The sequence below is a fragment of the Rhizobium sp. WSM409 genome, assembly GCF_057653825.1.
Genome location: NZ_JBYGKP010000002.1, coordinates 545,108 through 560,311, shown reverse-complemented (window position 1 = coordinate 560,311; position 15,204 = coordinate 545,108). Strand labels below are relative to the sequence as shown.

Sequence of the window (15,204 nt, the reverse complement as noted above, 5' to 3'; positions counted from 1 at the left end):
TGGCGCCAACTGGACGAATAAAAACTTCGGCATGCGTTCTATGTGGCGCAACAAGCTTAAGGCCATGTCGAGAGCGAAGAACTGTTAATGCCGAATGGGATGCGCTGGTGCTGGAGCGATAACGGAGCTCTCCCAATGATCGGGAGGCATATTTTCGTCCCGCCTCCCGCCCTTTGGACGGAATAATCCGAAAGTCAAAAAGGCCGAAATGCCATAGCAGTTACTTGGCGACCGGCCACCATTCCTAGACTAAAGAGGAGCATGCTCGATGGTATGCCCGAAATGCCTATCTATATGTAGCGCTATCCCGAATAAACGCATAAGCGACACAAGCAGCAAACAATCAGGTCAACCATGACACCTTACTTCACGAGACAGAAGCATGCTGAGGAAAGACTCCGTACAGCGCTTCAACAAATGAATGACGCAATCCGCGACGTACACAAATCCGGCATTGACGTCGATATCAGCACCCTCACCATGCACACGCGGCGTGGCCCGATGGTTCAAGTCGACCTCAAGACGTTCAGCACATATGGCGCGCCGCCAGTGTTGCGATTGGTGGAAAAATAATTTCGGTTAGATCGCTCATTGATCACCGTGCTGCGATGATCGCGTGGCTGGTTTCCACAATTGCGGTCGGCAAGCTGGCGCGCACGCGTCTCTTCAGAGCAAGAGTGGGACGAATGACTTCAGGCGCTAGCCAATTTATTCGCGCCACCCGAGTAGGCGGAAGCGTCCAACCCGGCTGAGTCTGAAGCTTGGATGGCCTATAAGCTATAGGAGCGTTCAAGGGTTTCCCATTAAGAGCGGCCGTACCCCGGCGAGCTACTGCAGGCACCCCTTATCGCAGTTGCGTAACGACTTCAGCGCGACGCGTGCTTCTAATCTTGTCTAAAACACCTAGAGCGGCTGCGGTCCTTCGGATCCTTGACGCGTCAAAATCCTCGTCGCTCTCAAGAGCTGTCACCTCGGCCACAGTCAGACCAGTGGTTTCTGCGAGGTCGTCCAAAGAATAGCCGCGAGCCTGACGAGCCTCTGCAAGCAGTGCACCAATGGATGGGAAAACAGGGGATTTCGCAATCTTCGAGGCCAAATTCATTTCTTTGAGGTTCCTTCTGGCGGCCGGAAAACAAACGGGTTTCTAGTTCCACCGCTACCGTCCGCCTCCGGTAGCGGACGATTTCTCCAATTTCCGCGGGCGCTCTTTCTAGCAGTTTGTGCGATGGAGTACAGGTCCTAGGTGGTGAAGGAGTGGACGACCCTTGCGTCCCTTCCCTGCGATCGCCATTGGCGTCCGCTAGCAAGTTGACGAGAGGGCCACCCAATTGAGAGCTAACAACTAACCCAGCATCCTGAGAGACATGCGCTCCGGGCGGTTGGGGGAAAAAGCCGGCGCAAGCCGGTTTTTTTATGTCTTAGGGGCAAGGAGTGCCAGCGTTCGAACACGCGTCTATATCGGCGGCTACAATCTCTACTATGGTTGCTTGCGCAAGACCGCCTTTAAATGGGACGTTCTCACCTTGTTCGAACACAAATTCTGCCGTCGATCCTTTACCGGCCAACGCCGGACGCCACGCCTGCAATGATGACGCTCCATCCGGACTGCGCGATCAAATATCTCACCACAAAGATCATCGAAAGTGCGGCGAAGGGTGAGGATTCCGTATCGTCGCAGGCCCAGATCACTATGCCTTGACGACGCATCGCGGCGGTCGGCTCTCTTTCGTGATGGGCCATTATTCGCTCTCCAAGGCCAACCAGCCCATCGTTCCCGCAGACGATCCGAGGCGCTGGCCGCGCGACTGCTACAAGATCCAGGTCTGGAAGCTCGAGGAAAAGCCGTCGGATGTGAATCTGGCGCTTGACCTCTACGACGACGCCTAAGCGGCGACGTCGACCAGGTGGTGCTCGTCACCAACGATACTGACCTTGTGCCGGCGCTGGAGATATTGCAGGCGCGTTCGTTTTGTTCGCTGAGATATTTGAATGGCGATGCTATAGTTCCGTCATAGGACCTGAAGGGCCTGACGCAGATCGCCGATCAGATCGCCAACATCCTCAAGGCCGACAGAGAGACGGAGGAGGTCTTCCCCGACCCCTTCGACCAAGTGTGCGTCTTTCCTGATCGACTGGCGCGCCCGGGATATGCTGGCTGGATGATAGATGAGACTGTCGGTGTCACCCAGGCTTACAGCGCTATCCTCAAGCAGCCTGAGCTCAAGGGTCCTTCATCTTTGAGGATTGTGGAACTTCGAGCGCCCGAACATAGGATGCGCGCAAAGCCCGCATCCTATGTGGCGTTCGCCCTCAGTTCTTGGTGACGAAGTCCTTGACGTTGGCAGGCGTCACGAGCTGGAAGGGAATGTAGACCTTCTTGTCGATCTTCTCGCCCTTGGCGAGCTTGAGCGCTGCATCGAGCGAGCCCTTGCCCTGACCGGCGGCATCCTGGAACACCGTGACGTCGAGATCGCCCGCCTGCATGGCGGCAAGCGCGTCCTGCGTGGCGTCGACACCGCCGACGACGACCTTGCTCATGTCCTTGCCGGCCGCCTTCAGCGCCTGGATGGCGCCGATCGCCATTTCGTCGTTGTTGGAGATGACGGCGTCGAACTCAATGCCGCTGGAGAGCCAGTTGGTCATCAGGTCGGCACCCTGGGTACGATCCCAGTTGGCCGTCTGCTCTTCGACGATCTCCAGGCCCTTGCATTCATCCGTCTTGATGACGTCATGGACGTCCTGGGTCCGCATGCGCGCAGCCTGGTTGGAGAGCTCGCCCATGATGACGACGGCCTTGCCCTTGCCGCCGAGAATGCGGCAGACTTCCTTGGTTTCCAGCGTGCCGGATTCCAGCTCGTTGGAAGCGACGAAGGCCTGCTTGTCCGGCAGCGTGTCGACGTTGACCGGCTGACGGTTGACGTAAACCAGCGGGATGCCGGCATCGGCCGCGAGCTTCGACATTGCCGTGGTCGCATCGGTGTCGACAGGGTTGACGATGATTGCATCGACCTTGGAGGCGATGAAATTCTGGATCTGGCTCTGCTGCTTGGAAACGTCGTTCTGTGCGTCTTCGACCTGCAGCGTCACACCGCTCAGTGTCTTTGCATAATCGGTCATGCCGTTGCGCAGAACCGTCAGGAAATTGTCGTCGAATTTCGCCATCGAGACGCCGACAGTTTCCGCGTGAGCCACCGTCGACATGACGAGCGCCATCGCAGTGCCCAGGATAAACTTTTTCATTTTACTTCCTCCACAAAGCGGTGCCCGGCTGCACCCTCCTCACGCCGGGTTTTCAGCACGCTGGCCGAAAACAATTACCAGGGCCGCCAGAAAAAGGCCGAACATCTCCATAAGATATCAAGACAATCTCGATGCTGACGACTAGCCTCTCCTTCGCCGCTACATAGACTCGCGCGAATCCCAAATTCTTTGGTGCCTGATTTGATGACTTAAGTGCCCAGTCTCCAACAGCGCCAATGTCGTGGGTCTTTCTTCGAGGACACCACAATGATGCAAACCCGACACATGCCATATTGTCCAATCTCTCCGTCAGTTTCGCGTGATCGCGAGTCAACGTGACGAAGTTTGGCAAGCTTCTATCTATTTCGTTTTGAGGTCCATTCATCGTTGTTTGTGAAGTCTCTCATTCCTGAAAGAATCGTCGCCGTGAATGAGAGAACCCCATCAGTCCCGCGATTTTCTGGAATATCGAATGCGATGGCAGGAGAGATTCACGAGCGGCGGTGCCGCAATGGAGCGGGCATTCGCTGAATTGGGCCGGTCGAGGCGGCAAGTCTACACTCTCGCAGAGCTCCTGGCTCCGGCGCAGACCTCTCTGGATATGTCATTGGCATTGTCATCTCCATTTGTCGATGCAATTTTCATGACCACGTCCAATCGCTGGCGATAGATTGTACAATTACACAAGGCGTAAAAATGATGGCCGTGCACCTGCCACGACGACTCTTTCAGCGTCAGCTTCGGACTTCTTGAACGACGGTTGAGTTCCGCGCGTTCCTCTCCACGGCCGCTTTAAGCTCCGAAAAGAAGTGATGCATTGAGACAGCAAACTCTACGAAGGCGATCGGCGACGACCGCATTCAAGCCGTCCCGGGCGTTGGTGCACGGATCTGGAATTGAACTGATGGGGGATCATTGAAACGGCTGATCATGCCGCGGTGCCTTGCGGCGGAGGGATTTTGGGCGTGCATAGTCAAGCATGCGATTGAGAACGGCAGCCGATGACGCCTTCAGTCTCCCGACCAGGCCGCGACTGCCCCGAATCGCCGCCCGATGATGGACTTTTATCGCCCGATTGCCTTTTCGATCAGCGAGCGTTTGCCGTAGCCGTTAGAGAGCTGCCATTTCATGCGACCGCCAAAGACATGGAGTGCGATATATATAGTAATATATACAATAATTTATTCTATAACTCACGGCTTCCGGCAGGTTAACGTACCACCGGCCAATCTTGAGACGATATACTTTAAAATATACCCGCCACACCTGTTGCGTTGTTTGTCGTTTTCATCAAGTGTCCTGTTGTGAGGAGTTACGATAGTGTAACAGGCAAGCTATTTTTTCATGAATGCTGAAATCTTGCCGGCGACGTCATCGTCGGGAGGCTTGCACAAGGAGCACGACGACATGGGTCACCAAAAGAAATCAGAGAAGCGTCTTGGCTACTCGCATCTGCGGTTGGCAACCATCGACGGCGTGTCGCTGCCTGGTCTACAATTGTCACTCGACCGGAAGGAGGGCTCTGCGTCGACAAAGAAAGCCTTTTTCCAACAATTGCTCCTCGATTTTGCTGTCGGTTGCGAGCTATTTTGTCCGCTCCAGCTATATGAACATTCCGCAATGAGGGAGGGGCGACAAAGGCGCTAAACCGTTAAGCGAGAGTTACGATATTTGATGAGGAGGTTTCGGAACGGCCGCCATGTTCCTCATTTGAAATCCACGTCTATCGGGTTTCCATATTCCAGGATGGAAGCGCCGGCTCAGTCGCCAACGGCTGCAAATTCCAACAACAGGTCGGCGAGCGGATGGAGGATATCATGGACGACCTTGATGCGACGCAAGCAAAGGACGGCTCGCGCACACAGGCTTCAACAGGTGTGAACCAGCACGGCAGGACATCGGAAGTTGGTAAGAAAGTCTATCGGGAACCCGACCGTTAAACGGTACCGCAAGGCGCAGTTCAAATCTTGCTGCTGGCATCAAATACGCTGACACCGCGCGCGCCTGCCAAAATCAAGGAAATTTGACGCGCAGAAGTCAAATTTACTGCAGAAAGGATTCGTTCTCCGTGTCATTTTGTTCTTCGAAACGCTTTCGCATCGCCGCACTTGCAGCGACTGCCATTGTGCTGGGCACCCAGATCGCAATTGCGAAAGAACCGTCTATAGGGTCTCAGTGGCTGAACTCGCCGACATCTCGAGTGGAAGCGCTTGCGGTCCTTCAGACCTTGAATGCCAATCTCCTGAGTAACGCCAGTGCTACGTTGACCCTTGATCGCTGGTGCGCCGCGCACAAGCTCGCACCGGAAGGTTCTAAGATTGTAGCTCAGCGTGTGGGCGGGCAAGACAAGCCGGCCGATGAGCACATCCGTGAACTTCTGACCGTCGGACCCGGTGAGCTGATCGCTTATCGCCGCGTCCGCCTGGTCTGCGGCGACCGCGTCTTGTCGGAAGCCGACAATTGGTATGTACCCGCAAAATTAACTGCAGAGATGAATCAGGCTTTGAAGACCAGCGATATCGCGTTTGGGAGAGCCGTTCAGGCTCTTAATTTCACTCGCACAAACCTGTCTGCCACGTTGCTCTGGTCCCCTCTATCCGAAGGCTGGGACATGGACGGCTTAACAGCTCATGAAACAAGTTCCCTTAGCCTGCCGCCGTTCCTGCTCGAACATCGTGCCGTACTGAAACTTCGAGACGGCACGCCGTTTAGCGCCTTGGTCGAACGCTACACGGACAAAGTATTAGACTTTCCAGTTCCTTCTCAATAGCGCTTCGGTATTTCGGTAAACTTGCTGAACTGCTCGGAATAAAAAATCGACAGCCACTGCATGCGACAGAGGCGTCTGTCATGCGGAAGAGTGTCGGTCGGGCGATTGCCCTTGTGGATTCGTTGAGCGCGGCGACCACGACGATAGGCTAAGTGTAACCCGGATCCCAAGCCGTGGCAGATTGTCGCTTGATAGTGGCGAGAATAGTGCGTCGGCGGCTCCTCTTCTCTCGTTCCGTCGCTCATCCCGGGCCACCTAGCCGCCATCGTTCCAATTCATATCTCTACACCACGCCGAAGCGCCTGCGCATTTCAGCGGTGCGTAACCACGTGTCACCGGGCAAGCGTTCGATGAATGCCGCAAAAACGCTAGTAAATTACTGGAGGGTCGTTTGGTCGGTCAGCGCTTCGGCCTGCTGTGTCGGAAGCAATGGCTGCATGTCGGCCAGAAAGCGCGGCCGGGCAAGCTTCGCGAACATCCGTTGCTCAGCCTGTGCCCGCGTGATGATCTGGCCCGAAAGTGCGACGTAGCGGCCAAAATAATCAGCCACTTTCTCCACATTCAGGCCCTCAAACGTCTCCAGGCCATGCGCCAGGTCATAGAGACCGCGACCCTTCTCCCGCTGCAGCAGCGCGCGCAACTTGGTGGCCAACATTTCCTCACGGGAGAATGTCGGGCCGGACGCATTCCCGGTGAACCATGGATTGGCCACGCCAAACGGCAAGTCGATCGGCGGATCATACGCTTCGATCTCGCTGATGTTGGTTTCGACCTTGAGGCGGATGGGGACGCCGCCGCCGTCCTCGGCCTCAATCCGGAATTTCAACTTCGGTGCGACCGGACTTGACTCGTACTGACCGTGTCCAAGCCACGGCTCGAGAACGACACGCAAGGCGTCCAGGACCGGACCGACCGGCCCGACCTCTGTGCGCATGAGATCAATGTCTTCCGAGTGGCGCAGCGGAGCCGGGAAGTGCAGTTTGTTGAGGGCTGTGCCGCCGCGAAACCTCAAGGCTTCGCGCAAGAAGGGGTCGGTGAATATCGCGACCACCGCCCGGCTGATAATCAGATCCTGTTCGATCTGACGTTGATCGGCCCAAGGCGCGACATTGCCCCACGCGACAAAATTCTGAGCTGGTATCATTCATCGGCCTCCGGATAGCGGCGGACGATGACCCGCCAACGCGGGTCGCGCTCGAGCACTTCAGTAGAAAAGTCGGGATCGCCGGCTTCTTTGCGGTCCAGCTCCGTCCAGGGCAGGTTGCCGCGGTCTTCCAAGGCGGTACGCATCGACGCCAGGCGTGGGCCGTGACCCAGCCTGTCGAGAAGGTAGCCGAGGCGCTGCACGACCGGCCGTTCGGTGACGCGCGACAGGTTGGTCAGGCTTTCGAAATCAATCTGCGGCGCGATATCCCTGAGGACAGTGAAGATGTTATCAAGACCGCCGGCGCCACGAGAATACCGCAGAATGTCGAGCGCTGTGAGAGCTGGTGACGACACTCTCATCGAACCCGTCTCGGTTTTCTTGTCAACAACGCCCGCGGCGACGGTCTCCATATCCTTTCGGTAGTAGAAGACGAAGCGGTTGCGACCGGCCTCGATCTTGGGGAGCCGTTTGGCCGCCACGACTTGAAACTCCATCACGGCCTGATGCGTGGCACCGTGCAGTTCGGCAGCCTTAAGCAGACCGACGTAATAGGAATTCCCCTCATGGCGCATCAGCGCGTCAATGTACCAGGTTGGTGGCGGAGCGCCCAATGACATGAATTGTGGAGGGACCACGATATAGAAGTCGTGGCGCGGGTTGAGGAGTAGTTTTCGACGCTGCAAACGCTCGGCTGAGTCCAGGAACGCGCCACGATTGATGCCCAGCGCTTCGATCGCCTCTCGGCCATCAAAAACCACCCTCCCCTGGGAGAGCAAGTTTGATGTATAGGCGGAAAGCACGGCCCGTTTATCGTAAATCATGTCCATTTATCCGCTCTATGTGCAGACATTGCAACACGCTTTGTCTTCTCCGGTAATTCATGTTTAAATATCCGCGGTAAATGCGGATTTTCCAACATATTTTTTCTCTACAGCTTGCAAATCCAGCCGTTGCGCGGACCTTCGCTTTGCGCGCCCGAAGGACTGCTCGCCAAAGCGGAGGGCGACGCTACGTCTTCACGGACGCGCGACGCGTTTTGCTTAGAAGACACGCGGCGATGCGACCTGCGGTAGCTCTGGAAGTCTGCGACATGCCCGCAGGGAAATCGTGATCCAAAAAGCCTGAGCGTGTTCTGAATCGGAGATATTAGTTATGGTAGCAGGCCCGGGTTCTATCAAGCTCCGATACTGAACGGACGACACCGGCGGCCGTTTTGGTGATCTACCTAAAGTGGAATACCTGGTTTTCATTTTGGCGGCGATCGAATTGACTTCGCAATGATCCCAGCTCTTTTCGACCAACAGACGAGGTCTTCATGGAAAGGGTGCAATGCATATCAGAATGTGTTCGGCGTAGGCGGATTTTCGCTGACGGTTCGCCAGAGACGTCGGTCACGTTTTCTTTTGCCGAATCGGATATTAGCAAAGGTTATGACGAGCGAACAACGACGCCTTGCCGCGCAAAAAGCCTTTGATCGTCTCCGTCGCGCGGGATTGCCGACGGAGGAGGATCCCCGTTTCCTCGTATGGATCGAACAATGGATCGCCGGCGAAATTGAAATGCAAGAGGTCCGGGAACGGTATCTTGGGTTCCTGCGAGAACAAGCTTCCGAACTCAAGCGGCGTGCGCTTGCCAGGGGCGCCAAGTTGCCCTCCGATCCCGGACCGCAGCCGATCGACGAAATTGAAATTTCCTAAGCGACTTCACCAAAGGTAGCAGCGTTATAATCCCTGAACGTACTTTGTGGGCGCAGCTGCTTGATTGTGGCCCGATGTCCTCGGACGTGAAGTGCGTCGGCTTAGACTTCGGCGACACAATCGTCCCGCCGCCGAACACCCTCCAGCTTATAGAAGCCGCGGCCATCGCCAATTTCGTAGCAGAGGTCGAGGTGCGGTATCGTCACGGTAACCGGGCATCGATTAAACGTGGGATCTGGCGGTATGACAAGCCTCGTCACCGCGACCCGTCGGCAGTTTGAACTCCCCATCACGATCCCCCAAGGTGGATAGGTCGCCTGACAGATCGAAGAGCTGTTGGCTATGATGTGCACGACCTCCCCTTCCCGTTGGATTCGGCCATTGATAGCCATCATGCTCGATACAAGTACAACACGCCGGCGTCGCTCGAAGAGCTTCGGCCAGGCGACGTTCGCCGGACCTGTCTCATCCTCGAACGTCAGAAACATCACGCCTTTTGCCGATCCGGGCATTTGACAGACCACAACAAGACCAGCTGTCATCAACCAACGGCCATCTCGAGCCGACATGGCTTCTCCGCAGGCGACGATGCTTCGATTTTCTCCGGAAGAAAAGGAAGGCCACCATAATGAGGAATACGAAGACGAGGTAACCGGAACTGTCTCCGCTATTGCTCCCGCTTCGGTTTGCGATGGGGATGGCGGAAGCCGGCGGCGACACTTGCGGCGAAAGGCTCACCGGCTCGGAAGAAAGGACCTCAGGCTTTGGATCGACAGAAGATACAATAGGTACCGCAACCAGATCCACCGGCAGCGCGGCGGGCTGCGCATCAGCATTCGAACTCGGAAACAGCGACTTCAGCGAATCCTGGGTCACGACGCCGGAAGGCGTGAGCCCATGGGCCCGCTGAAACCCCTTGAGTGCGGCGAAGATTTCGATCCCCAGATTCCGTCTGGCGTGCCCGCATCAAACCGCTGGTCGGCAAACGCGGCGCCGGCGGCAAAGGTCGATTTCTTGATGCTTCTCCTCGTAAATATGACGACCTCCTGTTGGTCGGTCCAGTCGGATGGGTTTCAGGCTATCCGCCTTCGCCGCGTGGCGGTCAGGTCGCGAGCCCGACCGTGTAGCTGGCCTGGAGAATACCGATGTCGAGCTTCTCGACATCGAAGATGAACCGCTCCACTTCGGCGGCAGCGAACGCCATGTCCCCATCGTTCATCGTGTCGCGCGGTGGTCTTCCGGCGTAGTCCGGATGGCGACCATAGATCAGGTCGTTAAGCGCATCGTCGTAGATCAATTGTGTGATCAGCAGCTCGCGACCGTTCGCCAGGATACGCAAGTGGACATGCGGTGTGCGTCCCCCATACCAACCGGGATAGATAGTGAGAAAATTCGCGACGCCATCGGCATCGGTGATCTGCCGTCCCCGAAGAAAGCCGGCATTCTGTGCTGGTCCATCGCCGGGATTGCACATGGCAGCGGCGCGTCCCGAATAGACGCCACGAATGTCCGCATGCCAGATTTCGACATCTGCGTCCTTGATCGGATTGCAGCTCGTGGCCTCAACGAGCCGCAGGCTGATCTGCATCGGCAATCCAGCGATGCCCTCTGTTATGTCGTGCCGGACCGGAACGTCGTTGGTGTGACAGGGGCCGAGTATCTTGTTGAGGGTCACGATGCATTGCGGTTCGGTGCGAAACGTCGGCGTTGGCAACTGTGCTGGCAAGCCGGCCGTTCCGCCGGAGCGAAGATTCGAAATTGGCCAGTCATAGGTAGGACCTTGGGTCGATTGTGCTGTTGCCCGGCGCACAAATGGGACCGTGCCTAGCGCGGCGACGGAAAGCAGCGCGCCTCCTTTGGCGATGACAGTTCTGCGTTTCATGGCGTGCTCCTTTCCTGTGTCGTGCATGGAGAGTGGATCGCTTGATTGGCGAGATTGCCAATCAGGGGAGCAGAGCTTTTGCGCCCGCGTTCGCAACTGCGCCATCATCCGTCGACGGTCCACCACTGGCGCCTATCGCGCCGATGATCCGGTTGTCGACGATCAGTGGGACACCGCCCTCAATAGGAAGGATGCCTGGCACCCCAAGAAGGTTGATGCGGTTCCCGTTCAGGATGGCATCTTCAACGCCTTTGGTGGGACTCTTGGTCCCGTTCGCGGTCCTGGCTTTGCCGATCGCTGCTTCGACGGTGCCGATGCCGGCCTGGTTGGCGCGTTCCAGATAGACAAGATTGCTGCCTGAATCCACGACGGCAATGGTCATGGCGAGGTTGCGGTGTCGCATCTCGGTTGCAGCGGCTTGCGCTGCCTGCCTCGCCTGTTCCACGGTGACGGGAGCGCCATATAGCGCATTTTCGGCAAAACCAGGTGTGGCCATGCCGGACAGCAGAACCGCCAGGCTTTGGGTTGCGAGCTTGAAGCATTTTACCGTCATGTTGTTTCCATCTCCTGTTTGAAGCAGAGTTCGACAAAGCCCAGGCACTGCTTGACTGCCTGGGCGGCGGGCTGGCTCGGGGCCGGTCAATCTGACGGCCAGAGCTTAGGGGTTGTCAAAAGCGCTGCGCCGGGCACGAGACGGCGGTCTCACCGACCCGGGAAAATAGTCCGGTCGGCGCGATGTCCGGCCCGGCGGCGCGACTTTCACTCCCTCCAGAGGCGCCATAGCACCAGCCGCAAAGAGGGTCGAAGAGGTGATGCGGATGGTGGCGACCATGTTCTCATTCCTTCTCCACCTCATATGACAGGCCGGCATCTATTGAGGAAGATCGATAAATAATACAGAATGTATGCGACTATCAGACAATCTTGATCTGAGGGCCTGGGCAACGATGAATCTCAATCGACTCTCTTATTTCGCCGCTGTGGTTGATACCGGATCGTTCACGCGAGCGGCAGAACGGCTTGGCATCACCAAAGCGGTGGTAAGCCACCATGTGGCGCAACTCGAACGGGATCTCGGGACCAGCCTGCTCATCCGCACCACGCGACGCGTTCATCCGACCGAGGCGGGCATAATGTTCCATGCCCGTTGTGGGTTGATTTTGCGCGAAGCTGAGGATGCATTCGGCGAGCTTGCCCAGGCGGCCGTCAAGCCAACAGGAACCCTTCGGATCACCGCACCCAATGACTATGGCGCCGCCGTTGTTGCTCCCGTCGTCGCAGCGTTCGCAGCGCGCTATCCGGCGTGCCATGTTGAGCTGACACTGAGCGATCTGATGATGAACCTCACATCCGGCAAGATCGACATGGCGGTGCGGGTCGGCTGGCTCCCCGATTCCAGCCTTCAGGCACGTAAGATCGGGTCTTTCCGGCAAATCCTCGTCGGCAGCCCCCGGTTCGCTGATCGCATCGCCTCGGCGCTCGAGCCAGACGATATTGCGGATCTGCCGTTCATCTCCAACACGGCGTTGCGCGATCCTTTGGTATGGGAGTTTTCGCGAGGGGATCCTGACCGGCGCGCAGTTCAGATGCAGGCGCGCGTCGCGGTGGATACGACACCGGGGGTGCTCGAGGTCGTTCGCGCCGGGGGCGGTTTGTCGGTCCTGCCGGAGTACCTGGTTGCAAACGAACTCGCATCCGGGCGACTGATCCAGGGCCTGCCGGACTGGTCGCTGCCGTCCGGCGGGATCTACACGGTCTATCCAGCAGCGCGGTTCCGTCCCCCTAAAGTGACTGCCTTCGCCGAAATGCTCATTGCCGCGGTGCTGCAGCAGAACTGAACGGTTGGGCTGTCATTCGGTCGGTACCGTATTACGTCGCTTCCGGCCACGGAAACGCGATCTACCGGCGTACGCACCGTGCGCTGTCTCATCGCGCCTACGAGATCACGGTGGGTTCAGTTCCATGGTGTGTACAAGAGGTCGATGGGAGGCGAGGCTTCCCCCTGACAGCTAGCCCCCGAGTGTTGCAGGTGGACGCCTTGAAAGGAAACGAACCTTCAACCCGTGTGCCTGTCGATTTTGCCGTAGCGCATAACGACGCAGTTCTTTGATCATCAGATTTCAGGAGGTTAGCGCATCTCTGCTTTCTTTCTAAGCATCACCCGCAGTCAAATCTTAGACCAACTCTCCGGCATGAGGCCGAGATCCGGATAGAGCCTGTCCACGGCAACAATGTCGTCATTGAGCTCTGCGATCATCCAGTCACGAACCTGTATGACGATGTCGCGCGCCGGCTTGTCCCGAAGACGGACGAGATGGCATTGGCGGCCTGTTGTCATCAGATGCTCGCGCGCCGGCACGAGTGTCTGGGTTCGCAGCCAATGCGCAACCACGTTCAGCCAGCCGAGTGCCACACCCTGCCCCAGAAGCGCTGCCTGCACCACAATGGCATAGTCGGAAAAGATCATCGAATTGACCACATCGCCCTCGTTTGCCGGAGAAAAGAGGGTGGACCAGTTCGGCTGGGCGTCGCTGAGATTGATCGTGGTGTCTGGGGTACGCTGGACCTCACCGTCATCTAGTCCATGACTTTCCCGATAGGACGGGCTGCAGATCGGGATGAGTATTTCCGGCATGATGAAGGCAGCCTCATGCCGCTCATCCGAGCCGCTCACAAAGCGCATCCCGAGATCGACATCGTTAACCGGCCCCGCGAGCGCTCCCATCACCAACTGGAAGCGCAAATCCACTGTCGGAAACTGCTTCTTGAATTCCGGCATGCGCGGCATCATCCAGTGCGTGGTAAAGCCGGTTGAAACCGAGAGGGAGACCGTCTGGATCCCGATGCGCCGGTCGTCAATCTCTCGCAGGGCATTTTCGATTCCCGAAAAGCCACGGGCAATCGCGTCGAACAACAGCCTGCCGGATTCCGTCAAGCCTACGCCCCCAGACTGCCGAACAAACAGCACCGTATCGAGATGCTCCTCCAGTCGTGCGATCATGCGGCTGACGGCAGCGGGCGTCACATTGAGTTCGTCTGCTGCCTTGGAAAAATTTCCGCAGCGTGCAGCAGCCTCGAACGTAAACAACCCATTCATCGATGGCAAAGAGCGGCGCAAATTGTTCATTACATGATGTAACAGGCTTCTGAACTTTTTTTCAATTGCGGGCTCGTCTTTTCTTTGGTCTGCTGCCAATCACAGAAGGCAAAAGACCTTCAACGAATACGGGGAACAGAACATTTAAAGCCTTAGGGCAAACGAAGCCCAAGCGCGACAGATATGTTCAGGTTTCTGCTCAACAGCAAATGCGGCGCCGGTTATCCGAACCTTTGCGCGCATTAATTTTGCAGTGGGATCAGATGGTTGTTTTGAAAAAATCAGAACGCGTGGGCGTTTCTATCCGCTCGGCACACAAGAGCTATGGGGCTTTTCAGGCCCTGGACGATGTTAGCTTGGAAGTCGCGGCGGGAGAATTCGTCTCCATTCTCGGCCCATCGGGTTCGGGCAAGACAACCTTCTTGGGAATCCTCGGCGGCTTCGTCCAACCGACGTCGGGCTCCATCTGGCTCGGCGAACGGGATATTACATTCGAGCCGCCACACAAACGCGATATCGGAATCGTCTTTCAGAACTACGCGCTCTTCCCGCATATGAGCGTCGCCGAGAACATCACATTTCCGCTGCGGGCGCGCCGCCTACCGAAATCGGGCTGGCCCGAAATGCTGCACGAAGCCCTGGATATGGTCGAGCTCGCCGGATACGAGCAGCGGCGCATCCACGAACTTTCCGGCGGACAGCGCCAGCGTGTTGCGCTTGCCCGTGCCATGATCTTCGAGCCGGGACTGATCCTGATGGACGAGCCGCTTTCGGCGCTCGATAAACAACTGCGTGAATCCATGCAGATAGAACTCAAGCGGCTTCACCGGAAGCTGGGCGCGACCATCATCTACGTTACCCATGACCAGCGAGAGGCTTTGACGATGAGCGACCGCGTCGCCATCATGAACAAAGGCCGCTTTGTCCAAGTCGATACGCCGGAGCAACTTCACGACCACCCCGCCGATTCCTTTGTTGCCCGTTTCATCGGCGAAGCAACACTGTTGTCGGTCGAGCGGGCCAGCGACGACACGGTCCGGCTCGGCGATGTCGTCCTGCGCACGTCGCACGCCGTCCCCCAGAACACCCGTCTGCATCTTGCGGTCCACTCCGAAAAGCTCGTCGTCGCCGATGGCAACGAAGTGGCCGGTGTCAATCGACTGACCGGAACCGTGACCGAGACACTCTACCAGGGCGAAAGCATCCGGGTTTTTCTGAAGCTCTCGTCCGGTGACGACCTCAGCCTCAGGCTTGCCAGCAACCATGCCGGCCGATTGCAACTTAAAAAGCCCGGCGAAGCCATAACCGTGGCGTTGCATCCCGAAGATACGATCGTGGTGCCGGAAGCGTCCTAAAACTTGCCGTTCCAAC

The 15,204-nt window shown here is 57.1% G+C and carries 14 protein-coding genes and 2 pseudogenes; 6 read left to right on the top strand and 10 right to left on the bottom strand.

What is annotated here, in order from left to right:
* Positions 1-844 precede the first annotated feature (844 nt).
* The gene (locus AC25BC_RS26185; protein ID WP_012755312.1) at positions 845-1,102 is read right to left on the bottom strand and encodes a helix-turn-helix domain-containing protein; all 258 of its coding nucleotides are present in this window, start codon (positions 1,100-1,102) and stop codon (positions 845-847) included.
* A gap of 593 nt (positions 1,103-1,695) precedes the next feature.
* Between AC25BC_RS26185 and AC25BC_RS26180 the strand changes: the two genes are divergently transcribed.
* Positions 1,696-1,887, top strand: a complete 192-nt coding sequence (locus tag AC25BC_RS26180; RefSeq protein WP_128439772.1) for a hypothetical protein — start codon at positions 1,696-1,698, stop codon at positions 1,885-1,887.
* A 122-nt stretch (positions 1,888-2,009) separates the two neighbouring features.
* Here the strand turns inward: AC25BC_RS26180 and AC25BC_RS26175 are convergent, their stop codons facing one another.
* The 3 genes and pseudogenes from AC25BC_RS26175 to AC25BC_RS26165 form a co-directional block, all read right to left on the bottom strand.
* On the bottom strand, positions 2,010-2,150 hold the full coding sequence (locus tag AC25BC_RS26175) for a PLP-dependent transferase (RefSeq protein WP_487762919.1): 141 nt from the start codon (positions 2,148-2,150) through the stop codon (positions 2,010-2,012).
* A gap of 160 nt (positions 2,151-2,310) precedes the next feature.
* Positions 2,311-3,240, bottom strand: coding sequence for a sugar ABC transporter substrate-binding protein (locus tag AC25BC_RS26170; RefSeq protein ID WP_128439773.1), 930 nt, complete (start codon positions 3,238-3,240; stop codon positions 2,311-2,313).
* A 912-nt stretch (positions 3,241-4,152) separates the two neighbouring features.
* Positions 4,153-4,376 (bottom strand): annotated as a pseudogene (locus AC25BC_RS26165) (IS5/IS1182 family transposase); the annotation flags it as partial.
* 681 nt (positions 4,377-5,057) lie between these two features.
* On the opposite strand from AC25BC_RS26165, the gene AC25BC_RS26160 reads away from it, so the two are divergent.
* Positions 5,058-5,180 (top strand): hypothetical protein, encoded by a 123-nt coding sequence (locus AC25BC_RS26160; RefSeq protein ID WP_280114186.1) that lies wholly within the window; start codon positions 5,058-5,060, stop codon positions 5,178-5,180.
* Between the two features lie 128 nt (positions 5,181-5,308).
* On the top strand, positions 5,309-6,010 hold the full coding sequence (locus AC25BC_RS26155) for a hypothetical protein (protein ID WP_128439775.1): 702 nt from the start codon (positions 5,309-5,311) through the stop codon (positions 6,008-6,010).
* A gap of 376 nt (positions 6,011-6,386) precedes the next feature.
* Here AC25BC_RS26155 and AC25BC_RS26150 read toward each other — a convergent pair whose 3' ends face one another.
* Positions 6,387-7,154, bottom strand: a complete 768-nt coding sequence (locus AC25BC_RS26150; protein WP_245459878.1) for a nucleotidyl transferase AbiEii/AbiGii toxin family protein — start codon at positions 7,152-7,154, stop codon at positions 6,387-6,389.
* Positions 7,151-7,978 (bottom strand): type IV toxin-antitoxin system AbiEi family antitoxin domain-containing protein, encoded by an 828-nt coding sequence (locus AC25BC_RS26145; protein WP_128439776.1) that lies wholly within the window; start codon positions 7,976-7,978, stop codon positions 7,151-7,153. Before AC25BC_RS26145 ends, AC25BC_RS26150 begins: the two co-directional genes overlap by 4 nt.
* A gap of 609 nt (positions 7,979-8,587) precedes the next feature.
* Between AC25BC_RS26145 and AC25BC_RS26140 the strand changes: the two genes are divergently transcribed.
* Complete coding sequence (locus tag AC25BC_RS26140) at positions 8,588-8,854, top strand: hypothetical protein (RefSeq protein ID WP_128439777.1); 267 nt, start codon at positions 8,588-8,590, stop codon at positions 8,852-8,854.
* A gap of 243 nt (positions 8,855-9,097) precedes the next feature.
* On the opposite strand, the pseudogene dnaE2 reads toward AC25BC_RS26140, so the two are convergent.
* The 3 genes and pseudogenes from dnaE2 to AC25BC_RS26125 all read right to left on the bottom strand — a co-directional run.
* A pseudogene (dnaE2, locus tag AC25BC_RS26135) lies at positions 9,098-9,450 on the bottom strand (error-prone DNA polymerase); the annotation flags it as partial.
* Between the two features lie 506 nt (positions 9,451-9,956).
* Positions 9,957-10,736, bottom strand: coding sequence for a dioxygenase family protein (locus AC25BC_RS26130; RefSeq protein ID WP_128439883.1), 780 nt, complete (start codon positions 10,734-10,736; stop codon positions 9,957-9,959).
* A 61-nt stretch (positions 10,737-10,797) separates the two neighbouring features.
* Entirely contained in the window at positions 10,798-11,289 is a 492-nt protein-coding gene (locus AC25BC_RS26125) for a GlcG/HbpS family heme-binding protein (RefSeq protein WP_128439778.1), read from the bottom strand.
* A gap of 394 nt (positions 11,290-11,683) precedes the next feature.
* On the opposite strand from AC25BC_RS26125, the gene AC25BC_RS26120 reads away from it, so the two are divergent.
* The gene (locus AC25BC_RS26120) at positions 11,684-12,574 is read left to right on the top strand and encodes a LysR family transcriptional regulator (protein WP_128439779.1); all 891 of its coding nucleotides are present in this window, start codon (positions 11,684-11,686) and stop codon (positions 12,572-12,574) included.
* Between the two features lie 329 nt (positions 12,575-12,903).
* On the opposite strand, the gene AC25BC_RS26115 is transcribed toward AC25BC_RS26120, so the two are convergent.
* Entirely contained in the window at positions 12,904-13,863 is a 960-nt protein-coding gene (locus tag AC25BC_RS26115) for a LysR family transcriptional regulator (protein WP_128439884.1), read from the bottom strand.
* 233 nt (positions 13,864-14,096) lie between these two features.
* On the opposite strand from AC25BC_RS26115, the gene AC25BC_RS26110 reads away from it, so the two are divergent.
* The gene (locus tag AC25BC_RS26110) at positions 14,097-15,188 is read left to right on the top strand and encodes an ABC transporter ATP-binding protein (RefSeq protein ID WP_128439885.1); all 1,092 of its coding nucleotides are present in this window, start codon (positions 14,097-14,099) and stop codon (positions 15,186-15,188) included.
* Positions 15,189-15,204: the final 16 nt, after the last annotated feature.